The organism is Curtobacterium sp. ABR8 (genome assembly GCF_057812125.1).
In genome coordinates this window covers 1,107,780-1,127,817 of the sequence record NZ_CM173818.1, presented here as the reverse complement: position 1 = coordinate 1,127,817, position 20,038 = coordinate 1,107,780, and the positions used below count along the sequence as shown (strand labels likewise).

The following is a 20,038-nucleotide window of genomic DNA, read 5'->3' as shown; positions in this document are numbered from 1 at the left end:
CGGTTCGGGCGGCGGCGCCCGATGTGGTGGGGGAAGGTGTTGCCGCCGAGGTACGGGGGTTCGGGGACCTGTGCGGTCCCCGAACCCCCGTCCGGTGGTCGCGAGGCAGGATACCTGCTCGCGCTTTGGTCTCTGGGAGACCTAGATCAGTTCTTGACCTCGATGTCGTAGTACAGCGGCACCGAGTTCCAACCGAACTTCACGTTGGACACGTTGTCCGCGTTCCAGACGCCGGTGACGTTCGAGTACCAGAGCGGGATCTCCGGGAGGTCCTTGAACAGGAGCTCCTGGGCCTGGTCGAAGGCCTTGTTGCCCTCTTCGACCGTGGCGGCCGAACGGCCCTCGGCGAGCAGCTCGTTGTACTCCTTGGAGTCGTACCGCGAGTAGTTGTTCGACGAGCCCTCACCCATGGTCGGGCCGAGGAAGTTGTACAGCGACGGGTAGTCGGCCTGCCAACCGGTGCGGCTGCCGCCCGTGAGCTTGTCGTTCGTCTGGAGGTCCAGGGCTTCCTGGAACGTCGGGATCGCGTTGCCCTCGGCCTTGATGCCGAGCGTGTTCGAGATCGAGTTCGTGACCGCGGTCACCCACGCCTCGTGCCCACCGTCGGCGTTGTACGTGATGGTGAGGGTGTCGTCGTACTTCGAGATCTTGTCGGCCTCGGCCCAGAGCTTCTTGGCCTCGGACTCGTTGTAGTCCAGGACGTCGGAGCCGTCGAGGTCGTCGTTCCAGCCCGCGATGACCGGCGACGTGAAGTCCTTCGCCGGGGTGCGCGTGCCGTCGAAGATCTTGTCGGTGATCTGCTTGCGGTTGATGGCCATCGAGACGGCCTCACGACGCAGCGTGCCTTCCTCGCCCTTCCAGTGGTCGAGGTAGTACGGCAGGTAGATCGCCTGGAAGATGGCGGCCGGCTGGTTGACGTTCGAGTCCGGGAAGTCGGACTTGTAGGTCTTGAAGGCGCTGTCCGGCACGGCGTCGAGGACGTCGAGGTTGCCGCCCTGCGCGTCGGAGTACGCGGTGTCCTGCGAGGCGTAGAACGTGATCGTCAGACCACCGTTCTTCGGCTTGCGCTTGCCCTCGTAGTCCTTGTTGGTGACGAGCTTGATGGACTGGTTGTGCGTCCAGGCCTTCTTGCCGTCGAGCTTGTACGGACCGTTGCCGATCGGGTTCTCACCGAACGCCTTGGTGTCGTCGTAGAACGAGGACGGCAGCGGCACGAAGGCCGAGTAGCCGAGCGACAGCGGGAAGTCCGACTGGGCCGACTTGAGCGTGACGGTGAACTCGTCGTCGTCGACGACCTTGAGGCCCGTGAGCTCCGAGTCCTTGTCGGCGTTGTAGCCCTCGATGTTCTCGAAGAAGTAGCTGGCGCCCTGGGCGTTCGACTTCTGGGCTGCCCAGTTCCACGCCTTGGTGAACGACTCGGCCGTGACCTTCTCGCCGTTCGTGAAGGTGTAGTTGGTGTTCAGCGTGATGTCGAACGTCTTCGAGTCATCGGTGTCGATGCTCTTGGCGACCTCGTTGACCGGCTTGCCGTCGGCGTCGTACGAGACGAGGCCTTCGAAGAGCGAGTCGATGATCTTGCCGCCACCGGTCTCGGTGGTGTTCGACGGGATCAGCGGGTTCTGGGGTTCGCTGCCGTTGGTGGTGACGATCCCGGACGCGTTCGCCGAGCCCGAGCCACCCCCGTCGGAGCTGTTGCTGGAGCAGGCGGTCAGGGCGAGTGCTGTGGCCCCGAGCACGGCGAGGGCGGAAAGCCCGGCGCGCTTCTTGATCAAGGTTCCTCCTGGTGCATGGGACGCGCAGGGCACAGCGGTGTCGCCCGGGCGCGTTTGACATCTGCACTGTAGGCAAGGTGGACAGCAGCCTCCAAACCCTGGAGCGAACGGTTACAAGCCGGTAACCAACTTGCACGATCCTTGCGAGAGGATGCAAGATTCGCGCGCTCGCTGAACGCCCTCGCGCTTTTGTTGCATCTGCATGAAATTCGTTGCACTGCGACACAGTTCTGTGCAAGGAACACCTGTGCCGAGTCCCCCTCAGGACCCGGGCATCCACCGTCCACCAGCCGTACCGTGAACACGTGCTCGCGAACGACATCCCCCATCTCCACGTCCCCTCCTCCCCCTCCGTGAGCGGTGATCCCGGGAACGCCGGAGCGGCCTTCGTCGCGGTCTCCCGTCCGGACCTCGAGCAGGACGCCTCCCGCAGCACCATCGAGCGCGTGACCGCTGCGGGCGCGGTCCGCTGGACCTCCGGCGACCGCGACTCGTCACCGGTCCTGTCGCCCGACGGGCGGGCGCTCGCGTTCCTCCGGTCGGTCGAGGACGACCGCGGGGTCGCGCACCCGCAGCTCGCCGTGGCGCCGGTGCACGGCGGCGAGGCCCGCGTCGTCACCGCCCTGCCGCTCGGCGCCGGCGACCCGGTCTGGTCGCCCGACTCGACGCGCGTCGCGGTCACCGCACGCTTCCCCGAACCGGGCCGTTACGGCTCGACGGTCCCCGGGGCCGACCGTCGTCCGGCCCCGGACGCCGAGGCGCCGCGGCTCGTCTCCCGGCTCGACTTCCACGTCGACGGCACCGGGTACCTGCTCGACAAGCTGCAGCAGATCGTGGTCGTCGACGTCACCGACCCCGCCGCGGCGCCGGTGGACGCCCCGCTGACGAGTGCGCCGTGCTCGGTCTCCGCTCCGGCCTGGTACCCCGACGGCGGCGCCCTCCTCGTCGTGGCCCCGCGTGACCTCGGTGCACGAGAGAACCACGACGACGACCTGTACCGCGTCGACGCGTCCGACGGCACGATGACGCTCGCGGTCCGGACCGAGGGCTCCGTCAGCGCGATCGCGACGGCCCCGGACGGCACCGTGTACTACGTCGGGGCGTCGCACCTCGACGGACGCCTGGTCGCCGAGCCCGAGGGCCTCTGGGTCGCGGCGCACGGCTCCGAACCGATCCGGCTCACCGCCCGCGAGACGGTCGACGTCACCGGCACGCCGGTGCTCCACCGCGGAGACGTCCTCGTCGCGGTGCTCGACCGCGGGACCGTCACCGTGCGTCGTGTCCCCGCCGGAACGACGGCGCCGCTCCAGCTCGACGAGCTCGGCGTCGTCCTCGGGGGCCGTCTGGTCGTCTCGGGCTTCGACGTCGACGGGGACGTCCTGGTCGCCACGGCGGCCACGACGGACTCGCCCGGCGAGGTGCACGTGGTCGACCTCACGGCATCCGACGATGCGTTGCCGACGGTCCTCACCGACTACGCGGCTCCGCTCCGGACGGAGGCGTCCGTCCCCGGTGTCCGCCGCATCGAGGAGCTCACGGGCACCGCTGCCGACGGCACCCCGGTGCACGGCTGGGTCGTCCTGCCCGAGGGCGACGGCCCGCACCCCGTCCTCCGGGTGGTGCACGGCGGACCGTTCGGCCAGGACACCTGGGCCTTCTTCGACGAGGCGCAGGTGTACGCCAGTGCCGGGTACGCCGTCGTCCTCGGCAACCCGCGCGGGTCTGCCGGCCACGGCCTCGACCACGGCCGCGCGGTCATCGGTGCGATGGGCACCGTCGACGTCGACGACGTGCTCGCCCTGCTCGACGCAGCGCTCGAGCGCCCCGACCTCGACGCGGCCCGCGTCGGCATCATGGGCGGCTCGTACGGCGGGTTCATGACGAGCTGGGTCGCCGCCCACCACGGTGACCGGTTCGTCGCCGCGTGGAGCGAACGCGCCGTGAACGCGTGGGACTCGTTCGCGGGCAGTTCCGACATCGGCTGGTACTTCGCCGACGCCTACGTCGGCGCCGACCCCGAGGAGCAGCGTCGCCGGAGCCCGCTGACGTACGCCGCGCAGGTCACGATCCCGTTCATGGTCGCGCACTCGGAAGCGGACTGGCGCTGCCCCATCGAGCAGGGGCAGCGCCAGTTCGTCGCGCTCCGGCGCGCCGGGGTCGACGCGTCGTTCCTCGTGTTCCCGGGCGAGGGCCACGAGCTCTCCCGCTCCGGCTCGCCGTGGCACCGCGTGCAGCGGTTCGAGCATGTCCTCGCGTGGTGGGCGGAGCACCTGCCCGTCACGCCGGTCGCGTGACCTGACCGAGGGATGACGGGAGGCCCGTGGCGGATCCGCCACGGGCCTCCCGTCGTCTCGGTGGTGCGTCGAGGACGCGGGTCGCTACGCGAACGCCTCCACCGGCGGGCAGGCGCACACCAGGTTGCGGTCGCCGTACGCCTGGTCGATCCGGCGGACCGGCGGCCAGTACTTGCGGCCGCTGATGCCGGGCAGCGGGTAGACGGCCTGCTCGCGGGTGTAGGCGTGCGCCCACTCCCCCGAGATCACCGACGACGCCGTGTGCGGGGCGTGCACGAGCGGGTTGTCGTCCGCCGGCCACTCCCCGCGCTCGACCGCCGCGGCCTCGGCCCGGATCGCGAGCATGGCGTCGACGAAGCGGTCGAGCTCGGCCAGGTCCTCGCTCTCCGTCGGCTCCACCATCAGGGTGCCGGCGACCGGGAACGACATGGTCGGGGCGTGGAAGCCGTAGTCGACCAGACGCTTCGCGACGTCGTCCACGGTGATGCCGGTGGTGTCGCGCAGGGGCCGCAGGTCGAGGATGCACTCGTGCGCCACGAGCCCGTCGTCGCCCGTGTAGAGCACCGGGAACGCGTCGCGCAGTCGTGCCGCGATGTAGTTCGCCCCGAGCACGGCGGCTTCGGTCGCACGGGTGAGGCCCTCGAGCCCCATCAACCGGACGTAGGTCCACGTGATGGGCAGGATGCTCGGGCTGCCGTACGGGGCCGCGCTGACCGGGCCACCGGCGTGCGCCAGTCGGCCGTCGGCGTCGGCCGCGGTCGAGCCGGGCCGGCGGTCGGCCTGCTGCGCGAACGGGTGCCCCGGCAGGTAGGGCGCGAGGTGCGCCTTCGCTGCCACCGGACCGACACCCGGTCCGCCGCCGCCGTGCGGGATGCAGAAGGTCTTGTGCAGGTTGAGGTGCGAGACGTCGCCGCCGAAGTCGCCGAAGCGGGCGTGACCGAGCAGCGCGTTGAGGTTCGCGCCGTCGACGTAGACCTGGCCGCCGGCGTCGTGCACGGCGTCGCAGATCTCGCGGATGTCGTGCTCGTACACGCCGTGGGTCGACGGGTACGTGATCATCAGCGCCGCGAGGGTGTCGGCGTGCTGTTCCGTCTTCGCGCGGAGGTCGGCGAGGTCGACGTTGCCGTTCTCGTCGCACGCGACCACGACGACCTTCATGCCGGCGAGGACCGCCGACGCGGCGTTCGTGCCGTGCGCGCTCGACGGGATGAGGCAGACGGTGCGCTCGGCGTCGCCGTTGGCCTGGTGGTACCCGCGGATCGCGAGGAGGCCGGCGAGCTCGCCCTGGCTGCCCGCGTTCGGCTGCAAGGACACGGTGTCGTACCCGGTGACCTCGGCCAGCCAGGACTCCAGGTCACCGATCATGTCGAGGTAGCCCTCGACATCGCCGCGCGGCGCGAACGGGTGGATGTTCGCGAACTCCGGCCACGTCACGGCCGCCATCTCGGTCGCCGCGTTGAGCTTCATCGTGCAGCTGCCGAGCGGGATCATGCCACGGTCGAGCGCGTAGTCCTTGTCCGCAAGGTGCTTCAGGTACCGCATCATGCGGGTCTCGCTGCGGTGTGCGCTGAACACGGGGTGCGTCAGGTACTCGCTCTCGCGCTGCAGCCCGGCGGGGAGGCTCGTGGCCGCGTCACGCACGGCAGCCTCGGTCGCGGGGACGGTCACGTCCACCGCCCCGAACACGCCCGCCAGTCGGGCGACGTCGTCGGGCGTGGTCGTCTCGTCGACGGAGAGCTGGAACACGTCCTCGTCCACCTGGTGCAGCAGGAAGTCCGCGTCCTGCGCTGCGGCGACGAGCGCCCCGGCGCGACCGGTGGCCCGCAGGGTGAGCGTGTCGAAGTACGCGTCGTGCACCACCTGGAGGCCGGCGTCACGGGCGACCGCGGCGAGCGCCGACGTCGTCCGGGCGACCCGGTTCGCGATGAACCGCAGCCCCTCGGGTCCGTGGTACACGGCGTACATCGAGGCCATGACGGCGAGCAGGACCTGCGCGGTGCAGATGTTGCTCGTCGCCTTCTCGCGGCGGATGTGCTGCTCGCGGGTCTGCAGGCTGAGGCGGTAGGCCATCGCACCGTCGGCGTCGAAGGACACCCCGACCAGGCGTCCGGGCAGTTGGCGCTCGAGTCCGGCACGGACGGCGAGGTACCCGGCGTGCGGGCCGCCGAAGCCGAGCGGGACGCCGAAGCGCTGGCTCGTCCCCACGGCGACGTCGGCGCCGAGGTCGCCGGGGCTGGCGAGCAGGGTCATGGCGAGCAGGTCGGCCGCGACGACGGCGATGCCGCCCCCGGCGTGGACGCGCTCGATGATCGACGACGGGTCGACGATCCGGCCGGAGGCACCGGGGTACTGCACGATCACGCCGAAGGCGCCGTCGAGCTGCTCGTCGGTCGGTCCGGCGACGGGGTCGAACGCACGCAGCGTGATGCCGACGGCGTCCGCGCGGTGGTCGAGCAGCGCGCGGGTCTGCGGCAGCAGGTCGTCGTCGACGAGGAACGCGTCGCCCTTCACCTTGGACGCGCGGCGGGCGAGGAGCATGCCCTCGACCACGGCGGTGCCCTCGTCGAGCATGGAGGCACCGGCGGTGGCCATGCCCGTCAGGTCGGAGACCATCGTCTGGAAGTTGATGAGCGCTTCGAGCCGGCCCTGGGAGATCTCCGGCTGGTACGGCGTGTAGGCCGTGTACCAGCTCGGGTTCTCGAGCACGTTCCGCTGGATCACGGCGGGCGTGTGGGTGCCGTGGTAGCCGAGGCCGATCATGGCGCGGCGGACGGTGTTGCGTCCGGCCTTCGCCCGCAGCTCGGCGAGCGCCTCGGTCTCACCGACGGCGGCGGGGATCACCGAGTCGGTGACGGGTGCCGCGTGGATCGACTCGGGGATCGCGGCGCGGACCAGGGCGTCGAGCGACGTCTGGCCGACGGTGTCGAGCATGGTCTGCTGGTCGGCCGGGGTGGTGCCGATGTGGCGGTCGGCGAAGGAGGTCTGCAGGTTCTGGGACACCTGCTGGTCGTCGGGGCCGGTCATGCGATGGACGCCCGGTACGCGTCGTGGTCCATCAGGTCCTCGGGGAACGAGGTGCCCTCGACCTTGATCTTCACGAGCCAGCCGGTGCCGAACGGGTCCTGGTTGACGGTGTCGGGGGCGTCGACCACGGCGTCGTTGACCGCGATGACCTCGCCCTCGATCGGCGCGAAGAGCTCGCCGACGCTCTTGGTGGACTCGATCTCGCCGATCTGCGCGCCGGCGGTGGTGGCGGTGCCGACGGCGGGGAGTTCGACGTAGACGACGTCACCGAGCTGCTCGGCGGCGTGGTCGGTGATGCCGACGGTGACGGTGTCGCCCTCGACGAGGAGCCACTCGTGGTCGGCCGTGTACTGGAGTGCGGTCTGGTCGGTCATGACATCAGCCTTTCGAGGCGCGGCGGTAGAAGGGGAACGCGGTGACGGTGCTGGGGATGGCCGTTCCGCGGACGTCGATGTGCAGGAGTTGTCCCTCGGCGGCGAGCGCCGGGTCCACGAAGGCCATCGCGACCGGGTGGCCGAGGGTCGGTGATAGGGCGCCCGAGGTGACGGTGCCGACGACCGCGCCGTCGTGCACGACGTCGTAGCCGGCACGTGGGGCGCGGCGCCCATCGGTGACGAGCCCGACGAGCACGCGGGCGTCGTCCGACGGTGCGGCACCGGCCGCGCCGACGAAGTCACCGGTCTTCGCGACCACGCGGCCGAGTCCGGCCTGGGCGGGGCGCACGTCGGTGCTGAGCTCGTGCCCGTACAGCGGCATGCCGGCCTCGAGCCGCAGGGTGTCGCGTGCAGCGAGTCCGGCGGGGACGACACCGCGGTCGGCGCCGGCCTCGAGCAGCGCGTCCCAGATCGCCGGGGCGACCTCGGGGGCGCAGTACAGCTCGAAGCCGTCCTCGCCGGTGTACCCGGTGCGGGCGACGAGCACCTCGGAGCCGTCGAACACGGCGTGCAGGGCGCGGTAGTAGCCGAGGTCGTCGAGGGGGCTCTCCGGCTGCAGGCGGTCGGCGACGACGAGGGCGTCGAGCGTGCCGGCGGCCGCTGGGCCCTGGATCGCGACGAGTGCGGTGCTGTCCGAGTCGTCCGACACCGCGACGTCGAAGCCGTCGGTGCGCTCGGACAGCGCGGCGACGGCGACCTCGCGGTTCGAGGCGTTCGCGACGACGAGGAACACGTCGTCGTCGGTGCGGTACACGACGAGGTCGTCGAGGATCCCGCCGTCCTCGGCGAGCAGCAGGGAGTACTTCGCGCGGCCGAGCGGCATCGCGCCGAAGGAACCGGCGAGCGCGTGGTCGAGGAAGGCGACGGCGTCCGGACCGGTCACCCCGATCTCGGCCATGTGCGACAGGTCGAAGACCCCGGCCGACTGCCGGACGGCGTGGTGCTCGGCGAGGTCGGACGAGTAGCGCACGGGCATGCGGTACCCGGCGAAGTCGGTGAAGGTCGCACCGGCGGCTTCGTGCGCGGGTTCGAGCGGGGACGAACGCAGTGGCGTCGGACTCATGGCGGAGTTCTCCTGGCATCAGCAGGACCCGGCGACGATCGCCGGGTGGAACTCCCCCTCTGTCATGGGCCTGAGAGTTTCACCGCGGCCCGTGAGGTCCGGCGGCTTTCACCGTGGGCGAGACGACTGAGCGTCTGCTTTTCAGAGTGGCCTGTCCGCTGCGGTGTGGGACCTGAGAGATTGACGGGGGGATTGCTCCTTCGGTGCCGTGCGTGCGCCCGAGGGCACGATGTACCCGTGGGCACTGCACGGCGTCTCCCGCGACGGATGAGCGGCCGGTGTGTTCAGTTGTCCGCGCCGAGCATACCGAGGCCGCGTTACGAACGTGTGTCGCGTGCCGGCCTTCGACATCTCGTAGAATGCGGAGATGGCCGGACAGCGATCACGCCCCAGGGGGCAGCTCGAGCAAGCGGTGCTCGACGCGCTCCGCTCCGTGACCGACGGTCTCACCGCCCGCCAGGTGCTCGACGCCTTCCCGGAGCCCCGTCCGGCACTGACCACGGTGCTCACCGTCCTCGACCGGCTCGGCCGCAAGGGGCAGGTGGAGCGGCAGGAGCACGACGACGCCCCGCTGAGCTTCCGCGCCGTGCACAGTCGCGACGAGCAGACCGCGTCCCTCATGTCGAGTGCGCTCGCCGCCTCGGCCGACCGTGAAGCAGCGTTGCTGCAGTTCACCGGCTCGCTCGCCTCCGACGACCTCGAGGCCCTGCGCCGCGCCCTCGACGCCCGCGCACGTTCCTGACCGGGGTCGCTCCGTGGTCGTCGCCGGCATCGCGCTCATCGTCCTCGCCCTGCTGGTGGTCGTGTTCGCCCCGAGGGTGCTGACCCGCTCCGCCTGGACCATCGACCGCCCGCGCACCGCTCTGGTGTGCTGGTCGCTCGCCGTGCTGCTCGGCGTGGTCGGGTTCGTCGCCGGCATCGCCCTCGTCGTGCTCGCCGACCGCCCGCTCACCGACCTCCTGGGCGGCGACGGCTCCCCCACCCACGGCTTCAACGTCGGCGTCGCACTGCTCGCGGTCATCGCGTTCGTCGTCGCCGTCCGCGTCCGCCCCGGGCCCGAGCACGAGGCCGTCCGCCAGGCGATGCGCTCCGGCGTCGCGCCGCACCGCGAGATCGACGGCACCCCGGTGGCCGTCGTCGACGCGGACCACGCCCTGGCCTGCGCGGTGCCCGGGCGGAGCGGCGGTGTGCTGGTCAGCACCGGCTTGGCAGACCGGTTGCGGACGGACGAACTGGAGGCCGTGGTCGCCCACGAGCGCGCCCACCTGACCCAGCACCACGCGGCGGCGGTCGCGGTCGCCGAATCGATCGAGCGTGCGGTCCCGTGGGTGCCCGGTGCGCGCGCCATGGCGCGCTCGACGCGCGTCCTCGTGGAGTTCGCCGCCGACGACGCCGCAGCCCGACGCGTCGGACGCGACGCCCTGCGCCGGGCCGTCCTGGTGGCGGACGAGAGCAGCGCGCTCGGGGCGATCCGCGCCTCCCGTCTCTCCTGAGCGGGGCGATCCGCGACCGCGCCGTCGCCCGCACGTCTCTCCTGAGCGGGGCGATCCGCGACCGCGCCGTCGCCCGCACGTCTCTCCTGAGCGAGCACGTGTCGGAGGCGAGGCATATGGTGATCGGACCGTGAAGCCACTGACCGAAGCCGACATCCGATCCTCGTTCGTCAACGCCACCCCCGACGAGCTCGAGCAGCTGCCGATCCCCGGCCTGCACGAGATGCTCTGGGACGAGCGCGAGTTCCTGGGCTGGCGCGACCCGCAGGCCGCCCGCCGCGGGTACATCGTGTCCTGGATCGACGACCGCCCCGTGGGCATCATCGTCCGGTCCGCGGGCGGGTCCCTCCGCGCCGGCATCGCCGCGATGTGCTCGTTCTGCCACTCCCCGCAGCCGGCGACGCAGGTGCGGCTGTTCTCGGCGCCCCGTGCGGGCGAGGCCGGACGCAACGGCAACACCATCGGCACCTACATCTGCGAGGACCTCGGGTGCTCGATGCTCATCCGCACCGCGCCCCCGCACCTCAACCCGCCGGCGACCATCGCGATGCGCGGCGCCTCGCTGCTGCAGCGCGTGCAGAACTTCACCGCGGACATCATGAAGTCGGCGTGAGCCGCTTCGGCACCGCCCGCTGGGCCGTCGTCGAGGAGCTCGGCGACGGACGCTGGCGGTTGACCCTTCGCGACGAGGCCGACGACGAGCTCGGTGCGTTCGGCCTCGGGGTCGAGGGGCCGTGGGACCCGGACGTCGAGCCCCACGTCGGGTTCGTGCTCGTGCAGCTCGGGTTGACCCTGCGCGGCGCACGACCGTGGCACGTCGACGAGCTCGGCGACCACCGGGCACCCGTGCTCGCGCTCGCGCTCGGCTGAGCGGAGCGCTTCCCGCCGGGCGTCGCTCAGTCGGCGTCGCTCAGTCGGCTTCGACGAAGTTCCGCAGGATCTCGCGGTCGTCGTCGGCGCGCATCGCCCACGACAACTCGCTAAGGTGATCGCTGTCGGTCAGCGGCAGCAGCACGACGGTGTCCGGTGCGGCGAGCGCGGCGCTCTCCGGAGCGACGGTCACGCCGAGTCCCGCCCCCACCAGGTGCAGGACGGTGGCCCAGGTCGTGGCCTCCTGCACGACCGTGGGTCGTCGACCGCCGGCGGTGACCGGTGCGAGGTTGCGCTCGGTCGCGAGCGAACCGGCCACGGCGGGAAAGAACACGAACGGCTCGTCCACGAGCTCGGTGCCACTAATGGCTCGACGATCGGCGAGCCGGTGTCCGCGTGGAACCGCCGCGACGAACGCCTCGGTCCGGAACGGCAGCAGCCGTACGGCGGGCTCCGGATCCGGGTCGCGCACGACGGCCAGGTCGAGCTCGCCCCGGACGATCCGGGCGAGGAGCGTCGACGAGTACCCCTCGGTGAGGTCCACCCGGACCAGGGGGTAGCGCTCGCGGAACGCCTGTACCCGCTCGATCGGCCCGAGGGGCAGCGCCGACACGACGAAGCCGACGTCGAGCCGGCCGGCCTCGCCCCGCCCGACCCGGACCGTCTCGTCGAGGTCGCGGCGCACCTGCCCGAGCAACGACCGCGCACGCCCCCGCAGCGTCTGGCCGGCGGCGGTGAGGGCGACGCTGCGGCTCGTGCGGACGAACAGGTCGACGCCGAGTTCGCGTTCGGTGCGGCGGATCTGCTGGGACAGCGCGGGCTGCGCGATGCGGAGGCGCTCGGCAGCGCGGCCGAAGTGCAGTTCGTCAGCCACTGCGAGGAACGCACGGAGCTGGCGGAGGTCGACGTCCGGTTCCCGATCCATGCATGCAGCGTATCGATCAACGCGAACGAGTATTGGACGTGACCCCATCCGGATCGCAGGATGGAGCCATGCCCGAAGCGACCTCCACCGTCACCATCGCCGACCTCGCCACCCCCGCCGACGCCGAGGCGTTCCGCGTCCTCAACGAGGCCTGGATCACGCAGTTCTTCGCGCTCGAGGACGAGGACGAGGACCGCAAGTTCCTCGGCGACCCCGTCGGTCACGTCGTCGAGCCCGGCGGCGCCGTCTTCGTCGCGCGACTCGACGACCAGGTGATCGGGTGCATCGGCATCGTGCCGACGACTCCGGGGGTGTTCGAGCTCGTGAAGATGGCCGTCGCGCCCGGTCACCAGGGGCACGGCACCGGTCGGAAGCTCATCGCCGCCGCACTCGACCGCGCCCGGGAGCTCGGCGCGCAGCGCATCGACCTCGAGAGCAACGCGCAGTTGGCCAGCGCCGTGCACCTGTACGAGGCGTTCGGCTTCCGGCACCTGCGCGAGGACGAGCTCGTGCCGAGCCCCTACGTCCGTGCCGACGTCCACATGACACTCGAGCTGCACTGACGTTCGAGCGGACCGGCCCGCTTCGGTACGCTCGCCGCATGGCGACGTACGAGGTGCAGGCGGTCCGTGAGCGCGGCGCGTGGCAGGTGTTCATCGACGGCTTCATGGTGACCGAGGTCGGCCGCTGGCCGGCTCTCGGCTTCGTGGCGCGCGAGATCCTGGCGATGGACCGCACCGACGACCTGCAGATCCGCGTCGTCGGGCGCAACCAGTACATCGACTGACCCACGCGCTCACGCGACGTGCCAGACCAGCCCCTCCTGCGCACTCGACGGGTACGCCGAGGCGATGCGGAACACGGCCTCGCGCAGCGTCTCCGGTGAGCACGCCAGGTTGAGGCGCACGAACCCACGCCCCTCGCTCCCGAACCCGAGCCCGGAGTTCAGCGCGACGTAGGCGTGCTCACGCAGTGGTACGGCCGGGTCGTCACCGAGCCCGATCCCGCGGAAGTCGAGCCACGCCAGGTACCCGGCGCGCGGCCGTGTGTAGACGACACCGGGCAGGTGCTCGGCGAGGAGCTTCGCGAGCAGCCGGTCGTTGGCCACGATCTGGGACACCACCTCGTCGAGCCAGGTGGTCCCGACGGTGAACGCCGCCAGGTTCGCGTGCAGCCCGAGGATGCTCGTGCGGCAGGCGACCTCCTCCCACAGGGTGTCGAGGAGCGCGGCGGTCCGGTCGTCGCCGGCGACGATGATCGAGCACTTCACACCGGCGAGGTTCCACCCCTTGCTCGCCGAGGTCACGCAGACGCTGCGGGCACCGACCGGCTCGGCGACGGCCGCGAACGGGGTGAACTGGACGCCCGGGTGCGTCAGGGGCGCGTGGATCTCGTCGGAGATGACGAGGACGTCGTACTTCGCGGCCAGTTCGGCGATCGCGAGCAGGTCGGCCCGGTCGTGCACCAGGCCGACGGGGTTGTGCGGGTTGCAGAGCAGGAAGACGCCGACCCCGCTGGCGAACGCCCGCTCGAGTCCGTCGAGGTCGAGCCGGTACTGCCCCCACTGCTCGAGCAGCGGGACCTCTTCCACCTGACATCGGGCCTCGTCGACGAGTTCGAAGAACGGCGGGTACACCGGCGGCGTGATCGCGACGCGGCCGCCGTCGGGCAGCGCGAGTCGCAGCGACTCGACGATGCCGACGCTGACGTCGGTGGCCAGGTGGATCCGGGACGGGTCGATCTCCCAGCCCCAACGGTCGAGGGCGAACTGCGCGAACGCCGGCGCGAGCGGTCCGGGTCCGTCGAGGTAGCCGAGGTCGGACTGCGACACGCGTTCGATCAGGGCCTGCCGGATCTCCGGCGCGACGTCGTGGTCCATCTCGGCGACGAACAGCGGCAGCACGTCGGGTGCGTACCGCGTCCACTTGATGCTCGTCCGGACCCCGCGGAGCGTGCCGACCGGGTCCTGCTCGTCGCTCGCCATGCGTCCCAGCATGCACCGACCGGGAGGCCCGGCGCGAGCCCGGCTGTCATCGAGCGTCGTCTTCCGCGCACCCTGGGACGCGGGGCGTCGCCCCGCCTACTGTCGGTCCCATGAGCACGAGCATCGCCGACAAGGCCACCACCCTCAAGCAGCTGCACGAAGCCCCGGAGATCCTCCGCGTCGTGAACGTGTGGGACGCGATCACCGCGAAGGTCGTCAGCGACCTGCCCGGCACGAAGGCGATCGCGACCGCCGGGCACTCGATCGCCGCGTCGTACGGGTACGAGGACGGCGGGATGCCCCTCGACCTCGCACTGTCGGGCGCCGCGATCGTCGCCGCCGCGACCGACCTGCCGGTCACCGCTGACCTCGACGACGGGTACGAGGACCCCGCCGAGACCATCCGGCGCGCGATCGCCTCCGGCATCGTCGGCGCCAACGTCGAGGACCGTCTGCGCCCCTTCGACGAGGCCGTCGCCCGGGTCGCCGCGATCACGGCCGCTGCCCGGGCCGAGGGCGTCGACTTCCAGCTGAACGCCCGCACCGACGCGATCGCCCGCGGCGGCGACCGTCCGATTGACGAGAGCATCGCGGACGCCATCGCACGCGGCAAGGCGTTCCTCGACAACGGCGCGGCGCTCGTCTTCGTGCCCGGCGCGATCCAGCGCGACGTCGTCGAGCAGCTCGTCGCCGGCCTCGGCCGCGGCAAGCTGTCGGTCATCGGTCTGCCGGGTGCCCTGCCCGCAGCCGAGTACGAAGCGCTCGGCGTCGCCCGCATCTCCTACGGTCCGCTCACGCAGCGCGTCGCGCTGCGCGCGCTCCGCGACCTGGCGACCGACCTGTACGCCGACGGCGTCGTGCCGGAGGACACCCCGACCCTGAACTGACGGAACAGGCGGACGGGAGGCCCGGTGCCAGCTGGCACCGGGCCTCCCGTCATCTCTCTGGTCGCGTCACGCGACCCGCTCAGCTCAACCGAGCGCCGGGTACAGCGCGGGCGTGGTGCGCGCCCTCGTCTCCTGCTCGAATGCGTAACCGAGGCCGATCAGCGTGCTCTCGTCGAACGAGCGGCCGAGGAACTCGAGGTTCACGCCGGCGCCGGCGATCGTGCCGTCGGCCGCCGTCGCCTGCCCCATGGGGACGGTGATCGCCGGCATGCCGGTGTTCGGGCTCAGACGCATGTTCGTCGACTGCGTGCCGTACGGCGTGCCCGACGGGTAGATCAGCGAGTCGAGGTCCTGGTCGTCGAGCATCTGCGTGACGAGCTGCTTGCCGGTGGCGAGCTGCGTCGTGTGCGAACCCGTCGGCCCGGCCCACGCCTGGTACTGCGCGTCGGTGATCAGGTCGCGGGACTCGTAGGTCGACTTGCGGCTCGGCACGTACTCGCCCGAGGCCAGGATGCCCTGCAGCGACCGGGCGGTCACGTCGGGGTCGAGGTGCTTCGCGACGTACTCCTCCAGGTCGTGCTTGAACTCGTTCGTGCTGCCGCTGCCCTCGGACAGGACCCGGTTGAACGCGGTCGTCGCGGTGATCGGGACGACGGTCGCGCCGGCGGCCTCGAGCTTCGCGACGGACGCGTCGAACAGCCGCTTGGCCGTGGCGTTCGTGCCGACCATGCTCGTGACGTAGCCGATGCGGGCGCCCTCGAGCGAGTCGGCGTCGAGCGACGACGTGTACGAGGTGGGCACCTTGCCGGACTGCGCGCTCGTGACGGGGTCGGCCGCGTCCACACCGGTCACGGCGTCGAGCGCGACGGCTGCGTCGGTCACCGACCGGGCGATCGGCCCGCCGGTGTCCTGCGACAGCGCGAGCGGGATGATGCCGTCGCGGCTGGCCAGGCCGACCGTCGGACGGATGCCGACGAGCTGGTTGTAGGTGGACGGGATGCGGATCGAGCCACCGGTGTCGGTGCCGAACCCGATGCCGGCCAGGTTCGCCGCGATCGCCGCACCGGTACCGCCGCTGGAGCCGCCGGCGCTCTGCGCCGTGTTGTACGGGCTGGCGACCAGCAACGACGAACCGGCGGGCTGGTTCGACGAGAACTCCGAGACGAAGCCGTAGGCGAACTCGTCGAGGCTGGCCTTGGCGAGGATCACCGCACCGGCACCGCGCAGGCCGGCGACCATCGTGGCGTCGGTGTCGGTCTGGTTGTCGTCCCAGCAGCCGCAGCCGCCGGTGGTCGGCATGTCCTTGGTGTCGTAGTTGTCCTTCACGGCGATCGGTACGCCCAGCAGCATGCTCGTCATGCCGTGCTCGGCCCGCTCGGCGTCCGCCGTCTTCGCCGCGGCGAGGGCCTCGGCGTTCGTCGTGACGATCGAGTTGAGCGCACGGCCGGTCGACGCGGTGTCGACCTTGGTGCGGTCGTACGCGGCGATGCGGTCGAGGTAGTCCTGCGTGATGGCGACCGAGGTGGTGACCCCGGCGTTCATGGCGGCCTGCATGTCGATGGTGGACGCCTCGACGAGCGTGAACGGGCCGTCGTCGTAGATCATCCGCTGGGACAGCGCCGCGAGGTCCGCGACGGTGATCGTGCCGTCGGCGTCGGTGTCCGCGGCGCTGACCGTCGCCCAGTCGTCACTGGCACTCGTCGTGCCCAGGTGGTCGGTGAGCACCGCGAGGTCGGACTTCGTGACCTGGTCGTCGCCGGTCAGGTCGAGGTCCGTGTAGTACGGCGCGAGCATCGCGGCGGGGCTGGCGTCCACGGCTGCCGGAGCGGCTGCTGCCGTGATCGCGGGGGTCGCGGCGAGGACGGTGCCGACGAGGGCGATGAGCGAGGCGCCCGCGACGGCGGTGCGCTTCCGGCTGGTCGTGGGCGTTGCCGCGACCTGCTTGCTTGTGGCCGGCTTCTTGGCGGTCATTCGGCTGCTCCGGTGCGCTCGCGGCGGGCGCGGCGCGCACGCAGGGTGATCAGGGTCCCGCCGGCGGCGAGGAGGGCCAGCGACGCGGCGATCCACGGGGCGACGTCGGCGCCGGTCCAGGCGAGTTCGCCGCCGGTCGGACGGTCGCCACCCGCTGCGGCCACGGCGGTGGCGCCGTTGGTCGGGTCGGAGGGGTCGCTCGGGCCGGCCGTGGCCGTCGGGTCGGGGTCGCCCGCGCCGGTGCCCGGGTCGGCCGTGGCGGTGGCGCCCGGGGTGGGCGTGGCCGTCGGGGTGGGCGTCGGCGTGGCCGTCGCCGCTGCAGCGATCGAGATCGAGGTGCTCGCCGGGTCGGTCAGGGTCGTCGAGGTGCCGTCGGAGCCGACGAGCGTGATGCTCGTGACCGCCAGGTCGACGCTGCCCGGCGCGGTCGGCGTCAGGCCGATCGAGGCAGCGAGGTCGCCGCTGAGTGCCGGGGACGTCCCGAGGCGGGTGTGCACGACCGTCAGGGCGTCGCCGTCCTGCTCGACGCTGTCGAACCCGCCGTCGGGACCGCTGACGCTGTCGTCGACGTACGCCACGGAGTCCGCGTCGGCGTCGAGCGTGATCTCGTACGCGTAGACGTCGGTCGTCGCCGGGATCGTCAGGTCGACGTCGAACGCGGTGCCGACGGTCGCGGTGGTGGGGGCGTCGATGGTAGCGGTCGTCGCGGTCGGTGCTGCCTGTGCCGGTGCGGCGGTCAGGGCGGCGAGGCCGATCGCCCCGGCGGCGACGAGTGTCGAGGACACGATCGTCGCGCGGGGGCGCAGCCGGAGGCGGTGCTGCATGGGTGCAGGTCCTTCGGGAGGAGGTCGGGTGCTGAGCGGGTACTCAGTGATCCGAAAGCTAACGGTGCGCTGTTTCCGGCTCGGGCCCGGCACGTTTCCGAGCCGTTACGGCTCCGCCGCACCGCTACTGTCGTGCCATGTCGCTCGACGTCGAAGCCCTGCTCACCCCGCCCTCCCCCGTCGCCGCACGGGCGTTGGACGTCGTCCGCACCTGGTCCTCGCCCGCGCTGGTGAACCACTGCCTGCGCTCGTGGGCGTGGGCGGTCCTGCTCGCCCCGACCATCGACCTCGAGCCCGACCGCGAGCTGCTCTTCGTCGCCACGATGCTGCACGACCTCGGCGTGACACCGTCGTTCGACGCCCACGCCGTACCGTTCGAAGACGCCGGCGGCGCCGTGGGCTCCGTCTTCGCCCTCGGCGCCGGGTGGGACGCAGCCCGCGCTCGACGCGTCGGTGAGGTCATCGAGCGGCACATGTGGACCTCCGTCGACCCCGCGATGGACGTGGAGGGGCACCTGCTCGAGGTCGCCACCTCGCTCGACGTCTCCGGTGCCGGGTTCTCCCGGTGGTCCACCGACGACCTGCACGCCGTCGCCACCGCACTGCCCCGCCTCGGGTTCTCCGGCTCGTTCGACGAGCTCATCCACGCGCAGGCGTCCCGCAAGCCGGCCTCCGCCGCTGCACGACTTGACAACTCCGGGAACGTGGCTGCCGGTGGCACCCGTTGGGACGCGTTCCTGGCGTCCTGAATCGTCTTTCCGGCCGTCGCTGGACTTCTTCACTTCGAGTGCGTATAGTTCTTGGTTGGTGCACTGCCGCGAACCCATCTGACTCGCGCACACCAACGTCTCGACACCGACTCACCCGAGTCGCATTCCAAGCGAGACCACCGCTCGATCCGAACGGATCAGCAGCACGTTGAAACTCGACGTGCGCGCCCCGCACTCGATGCGTCGCGCCGGACTGAGACGTCCGCCGACACCGAGTCGCCCTGGCGCCGAATGACCAGGAAGTACAGCACCATGACCAGCAACGAACGAATCACCGTGTTCGGGACCGCACTCGCGGCCCCGACGATCACCCCCGACCGCATCGCCGAGTTCCCCGTGCGTGACGACCGCTCGCAGCGCGAGTACCTCGTCCGCATCGCGGCCGACGACCTGCAGACCTTCGTCACCCGCGGCACCCGTCTGGACGCCGTCGGCGAGGCCGGCTGGACCGTCCCCGGCCGCTCCTGGGCGGGCGAGGCCAGCCGCACCCTGCTGCAGGCTCAGTCCGTGCAGGCGGGCGAGATGGCCCTCGCGGCCTAGGCTCCACCAGGACGAACGCGAAGCGCCGCCGGGCTACTCGGCGGCGCTTCGTCGTGCGTGGCGCATGCGGCGCCACGCTTCGGTGCGAGGTTCCGTGCATGGTGCGGGGCCGTGACCGTCGCACCATGCACGGGACTTCGCACCGTTCGAGCGGACCGACGTCAGTACTCGCCCTTCACGACGAAGAACGAGCCGCGGATCGTGCCGGCGAGCTTCGACTTCTGCCGCGCGAACTTGAACTTGTCGGCGAGCTCCTCGGGCACCTCCATGCCGTCCGAGAGCTTGAAGCCGACCGCACGCTTGCCGCCGGGTTCGAGCGTGTACAGCACGTTGATCGCCAGACCGGACTCGTAGAACACGTACGTCCAGCGCACGCCCCCGACCAGGGCTTCCGTCGCTTCGAGCGGCGGCGACGCGATGACCAGCCCGCGTTCCTCTTCGAGCACCCGTCGCACATAGGCGACCAGATCCGGCACATCACCCGCGGCGTGCGTGGTGAACACGTGGTCGTACTTGTTCGCGAAGTACCGCGCCTCGTTGGCCCGGAGCCCGGCGAGTGCGTCGGCGACCGGCGAGGACTCCAGACCCACCGTGGACACGTTCACGAAGTCGACGACGTACGACATGGGGCCTCCTCGGGCGCTCGGACGGTCTGAATCTAGCCCTTCGATTCCCGCCCGAAGCCGCCGCGGTCCACCTACAGTCGATGATCGTGACGGAAGTGACGACGCGAATCGGCCGTGCCACGGAACTGATCCGCGCTACTCGCGAGGACATCGGGTTCTCGCAGTCCGACCTCGCCGACCCCGCCCAGAGGTGATGCTTCGCAGCGGGCGTGTTACGCCGGGGTGTCGCCCGAAGACGGGTCGGCCGGGCGCGGCCCACGCTTGCCGTCTGTCATGTACCGCCACTCCCCGGTCGCCTCGTACCGGCGGACGGTCTTGTAGTGCGCGTTCATGCCCTGCGTAACGGCTGCGCGGATCAAGACAAACGAGATCGTCAAGCTGACGGCAATGATCAGTATGATGAATATGAGGCTGCCGAGACCGCTCGTGCCGGAGTTTTCGTACATGGTGGTTCCCCCTTGGAGTCCATCAGACTCTACTAATTTCGCGGGCGAGGGCGCGGCCCCCAGAACTAGGGAAAGCCTTGCCCCTCGCATCGAGGGGCAATGCTTTGTTGTGTCG

At 71.1% G+C, this 20,038-nt stretch carries 20 protein-coding genes and 2 riboswitches; of the genes, 10 read left to right on the top strand and 10 right to left on the bottom strand.

The annotated features are described in order from the left end of the window. Positions 1 to 146 precede the first annotated feature (146 nt). Positions 147 to 1,772, bottom strand: a complete 1,626-nt coding sequence (locus ACXKZB_RS05530) for a peptide ABC transporter substrate-binding protein (RefSeq protein WP_123313321.1) — start codon at positions 1,770 to 1,772, stop codon at positions 147 to 149. 305 nt (positions 1,773 to 2,077) lie between these two features. Here ACXKZB_RS05530 and ACXKZB_RS05525 point away from each other — a divergent pair, with 305 nt between their 5' ends. Beyond that, positions 2,078 to 4,066 carry a S9 family peptidase gene (locus ACXKZB_RS05525; protein ID WP_488825089.1) on the top strand — a complete coding sequence of 663 codons (1,989 nt, stop codon included), beginning with the start codon at positions 2,078 to 2,080 and terminating at the stop codon, positions 4,064 to 4,066. Between the two features lie 84 nt (positions 4,067 to 4,150). On the opposite strand, the gene gcvP is transcribed toward ACXKZB_RS05525, so the two are convergent. The 3 genes from gcvP to gcvT are packed head-to-tail and all read right to left on the bottom strand — an operon-like array spanning position 4,151 to position 8,587. Continuing rightward, complete coding sequence (gene gcvP / locus ACXKZB_RS05520; protein ID WP_488825088.1) at positions 4,151 to 7,090, bottom strand: aminomethyl-transferring glycine dehydrogenase; 2,940 nt, start codon at positions 7,088 to 7,090, stop codon at positions 4,151 to 4,153. Next, positions 7,087 to 7,464, bottom strand: coding sequence for a glycine cleavage system protein GcvH (gene gcvH / locus ACXKZB_RS05515; protein ID WP_123313318.1), 378 nt, complete (start codon positions 7,462 to 7,464; stop codon positions 7,087 to 7,089). Before gcvH ends, gcvP begins: the two co-directional genes overlap by 4 nt. A 4-nt stretch (positions 7,465 to 7,468) precedes the next feature. After that, complete coding sequence (gene gcvT, locus ACXKZB_RS05510) at positions 7,469 to 8,587, bottom strand: glycine cleavage system aminomethyltransferase GcvT (protein ID WP_488825087.1); 1,119 nt, start codon at positions 8,585 to 8,587, stop codon at positions 7,469 to 7,471. 49 nt (positions 8,588 to 8,636) lie between these two features. After that, positions 8,637 to 8,738, bottom strand: a riboswitch (glycine riboswitch). Continuing rightward, positions 8,739 to 8,858: riboswitch (glycine riboswitch) on the bottom strand. It abuts the riboswitch before it with no gap. A 96-nt stretch (positions 8,859 to 8,954) separates the two neighbouring features. Between gcvT and ACXKZB_RS05505 the strand changes: the two genes are divergently transcribed. The 4 genes from ACXKZB_RS05505 to ACXKZB_RS05490 all read left to right on the top strand — a co-directional run bounded on the left by ACXKZB_RS05505 (position 8,955) and on the right by ACXKZB_RS05490 (position 10,950). Further along, the gene (locus ACXKZB_RS05505; protein WP_111084962.1) at positions 8,955 to 9,329 is read left to right on the top strand and encodes a BlaI/MecI/CopY family transcriptional regulator; all 375 of its coding nucleotides are present in this window, start codon (positions 8,955 to 8,957) and stop codon (positions 9,327 to 9,329) included. Positions 9,330 to 9,342: 13 nt separating this feature from the next. After that, the gene (locus ACXKZB_RS05500; protein WP_123313316.1) at positions 9,343 to 10,080 is read left to right on the top strand and encodes a M48 family metalloprotease; all 738 of its coding nucleotides are present in this window, start codon (positions 9,343 to 9,345) and stop codon (positions 10,078 to 10,080) included. Between the two features lie 130 nt (positions 10,081 to 10,210). After that, positions 10,211 to 10,693, top strand: a complete 483-nt coding sequence (locus tag ACXKZB_RS05495) for an FBP domain-containing protein (RefSeq protein ID WP_123673093.1) — start codon at positions 10,211 to 10,213, stop codon at positions 10,691 to 10,693. Beyond that, positions 10,690 to 10,950, top strand: coding sequence for a hypothetical protein (locus ACXKZB_RS05490; RefSeq protein ID WP_123294124.1), 261 nt, complete (start codon positions 10,690 to 10,692; stop codon positions 10,948 to 10,950). The genes ACXKZB_RS05495 and ACXKZB_RS05490 overlap by 4 nt, the downstream gene beginning before the upstream one ends. A gap of 40 nt (positions 10,951 to 10,990) precedes the next feature. Here the strand turns inward: ACXKZB_RS05490 and ACXKZB_RS05485 are convergent, their stop codons facing one another. Further along, positions 10,991 to 11,875, bottom strand: coding sequence for a LysR substrate-binding domain-containing protein (locus ACXKZB_RS05485; protein WP_488825085.1), 885 nt, complete (start codon positions 11,873 to 11,875; stop codon positions 10,991 to 10,993). Between the two features lie 68 nt (positions 11,876 to 11,943). On the opposite strand from ACXKZB_RS05485, the gene ACXKZB_RS05480 reads away from it, so the two are divergent. Together ACXKZB_RS05480 and ACXKZB_RS05475 are read left to right on the top strand one after the other, a co-directional pair. Beyond that, positions 11,944 to 12,438, top strand: coding sequence for a GNAT family N-acetyltransferase (locus ACXKZB_RS05480; RefSeq protein WP_488825084.1), 495 nt, complete (start codon positions 11,944 to 11,946; stop codon positions 12,436 to 12,438). A 38-nt stretch (positions 12,439 to 12,476) separates the two neighbouring features. Beyond that, positions 12,477 to 12,662, top strand: a complete 186-nt coding sequence (locus ACXKZB_RS05475; protein ID WP_488825083.1) for a hypothetical protein — start codon at positions 12,477 to 12,479, stop codon at positions 12,660 to 12,662. Positions 12,663 to 12,671: 9 nt separating this feature from the next. Here ACXKZB_RS05475 and ACXKZB_RS05470 read toward each other — a convergent pair whose 3' ends face one another. Then, complete coding sequence (locus tag ACXKZB_RS05470; RefSeq protein ID WP_488825082.1) at positions 12,672 to 13,859, bottom strand: MalY/PatB family protein; 1,188 nt, start codon at positions 13,857 to 13,859, stop codon at positions 12,672 to 12,674. Positions 13,860 to 13,969: 110 nt separating this feature from the next. Between ACXKZB_RS05470 and ACXKZB_RS05465 the strand changes: the two genes are divergently transcribed. Further along, positions 13,970 to 14,746: an isocitrate lyase/PEP mutase family protein gene (locus ACXKZB_RS05465; protein WP_488825081.1), complete on the top strand. Its 777-nt coding sequence runs from the start codon at positions 13,970 to 13,972 to the stop codon at positions 14,744 to 14,746. A gap of 84 nt (positions 14,747 to 14,830) precedes the next feature. Here the strand turns inward: ACXKZB_RS05465 and ACXKZB_RS05460 are convergent, their stop codons facing one another. Further along, positions 14,831 to 16,717: an amidase family protein gene (locus ACXKZB_RS05460; protein ID WP_488825080.1), complete on the bottom strand. Its 1,887-nt coding sequence runs from the start codon at positions 16,715 to 16,717 to the stop codon at positions 14,831 to 14,833. After that, positions 16,714 to 17,541 carry a hypothetical protein gene (locus ACXKZB_RS05455; RefSeq protein ID WP_488825078.1) on the bottom strand — a complete coding sequence of 276 codons (828 nt, stop codon included), beginning with the start codon at positions 17,539 to 17,541 and terminating at the stop codon, positions 16,714 to 16,716. Before ACXKZB_RS05455 ends, ACXKZB_RS05460 begins: the two co-directional genes overlap by 4 nt. 137 nt (positions 17,542 to 17,678) lie before the next feature. Between ACXKZB_RS05455 and ACXKZB_RS05450 the strand changes: the two genes are divergently transcribed. Together ACXKZB_RS05450 and ACXKZB_RS05445 are read left to right on the top strand one after the other, a co-directional pair. Next, entirely contained in the window at positions 17,679 to 18,290 is a 612-nt protein-coding gene (locus tag ACXKZB_RS05450) for an HD domain-containing protein (RefSeq protein ID WP_488825077.1), read from the top strand. Positions 18,291 to 18,563: 273 nt separating this feature from the next. Next, entirely contained in the window at positions 18,564 to 18,851 is a 288-nt protein-coding gene (locus ACXKZB_RS05445) for a hypothetical protein (protein ID WP_131845315.1), read from the top strand. A gap of 161 nt (positions 18,852 to 19,012) precedes the next feature. On the opposite strand, the gene ACXKZB_RS05440 is transcribed toward ACXKZB_RS05445, so the two are convergent. Both ACXKZB_RS05440 and ACXKZB_RS05435 read right to left on the bottom strand, forming a co-directional pair. Continuing rightward, positions 19,013 to 19,477, bottom strand: a complete 465-nt coding sequence (locus tag ACXKZB_RS05440) for a DUF8821 family protein (protein ID WP_488825076.1) — start codon at positions 19,475 to 19,477, stop codon at positions 19,013 to 19,015. Between the two features lie 212 nt (positions 19,478 to 19,689). Then, complete coding sequence (locus tag ACXKZB_RS05435) at positions 19,690 to 19,923, bottom strand: hypothetical protein (protein ID WP_488825075.1); 234 nt, start codon at positions 19,921 to 19,923, stop codon at positions 19,690 to 19,692. Between the last annotated feature and the right edge of the window lie 115 nt (positions 19,924 to 20,038).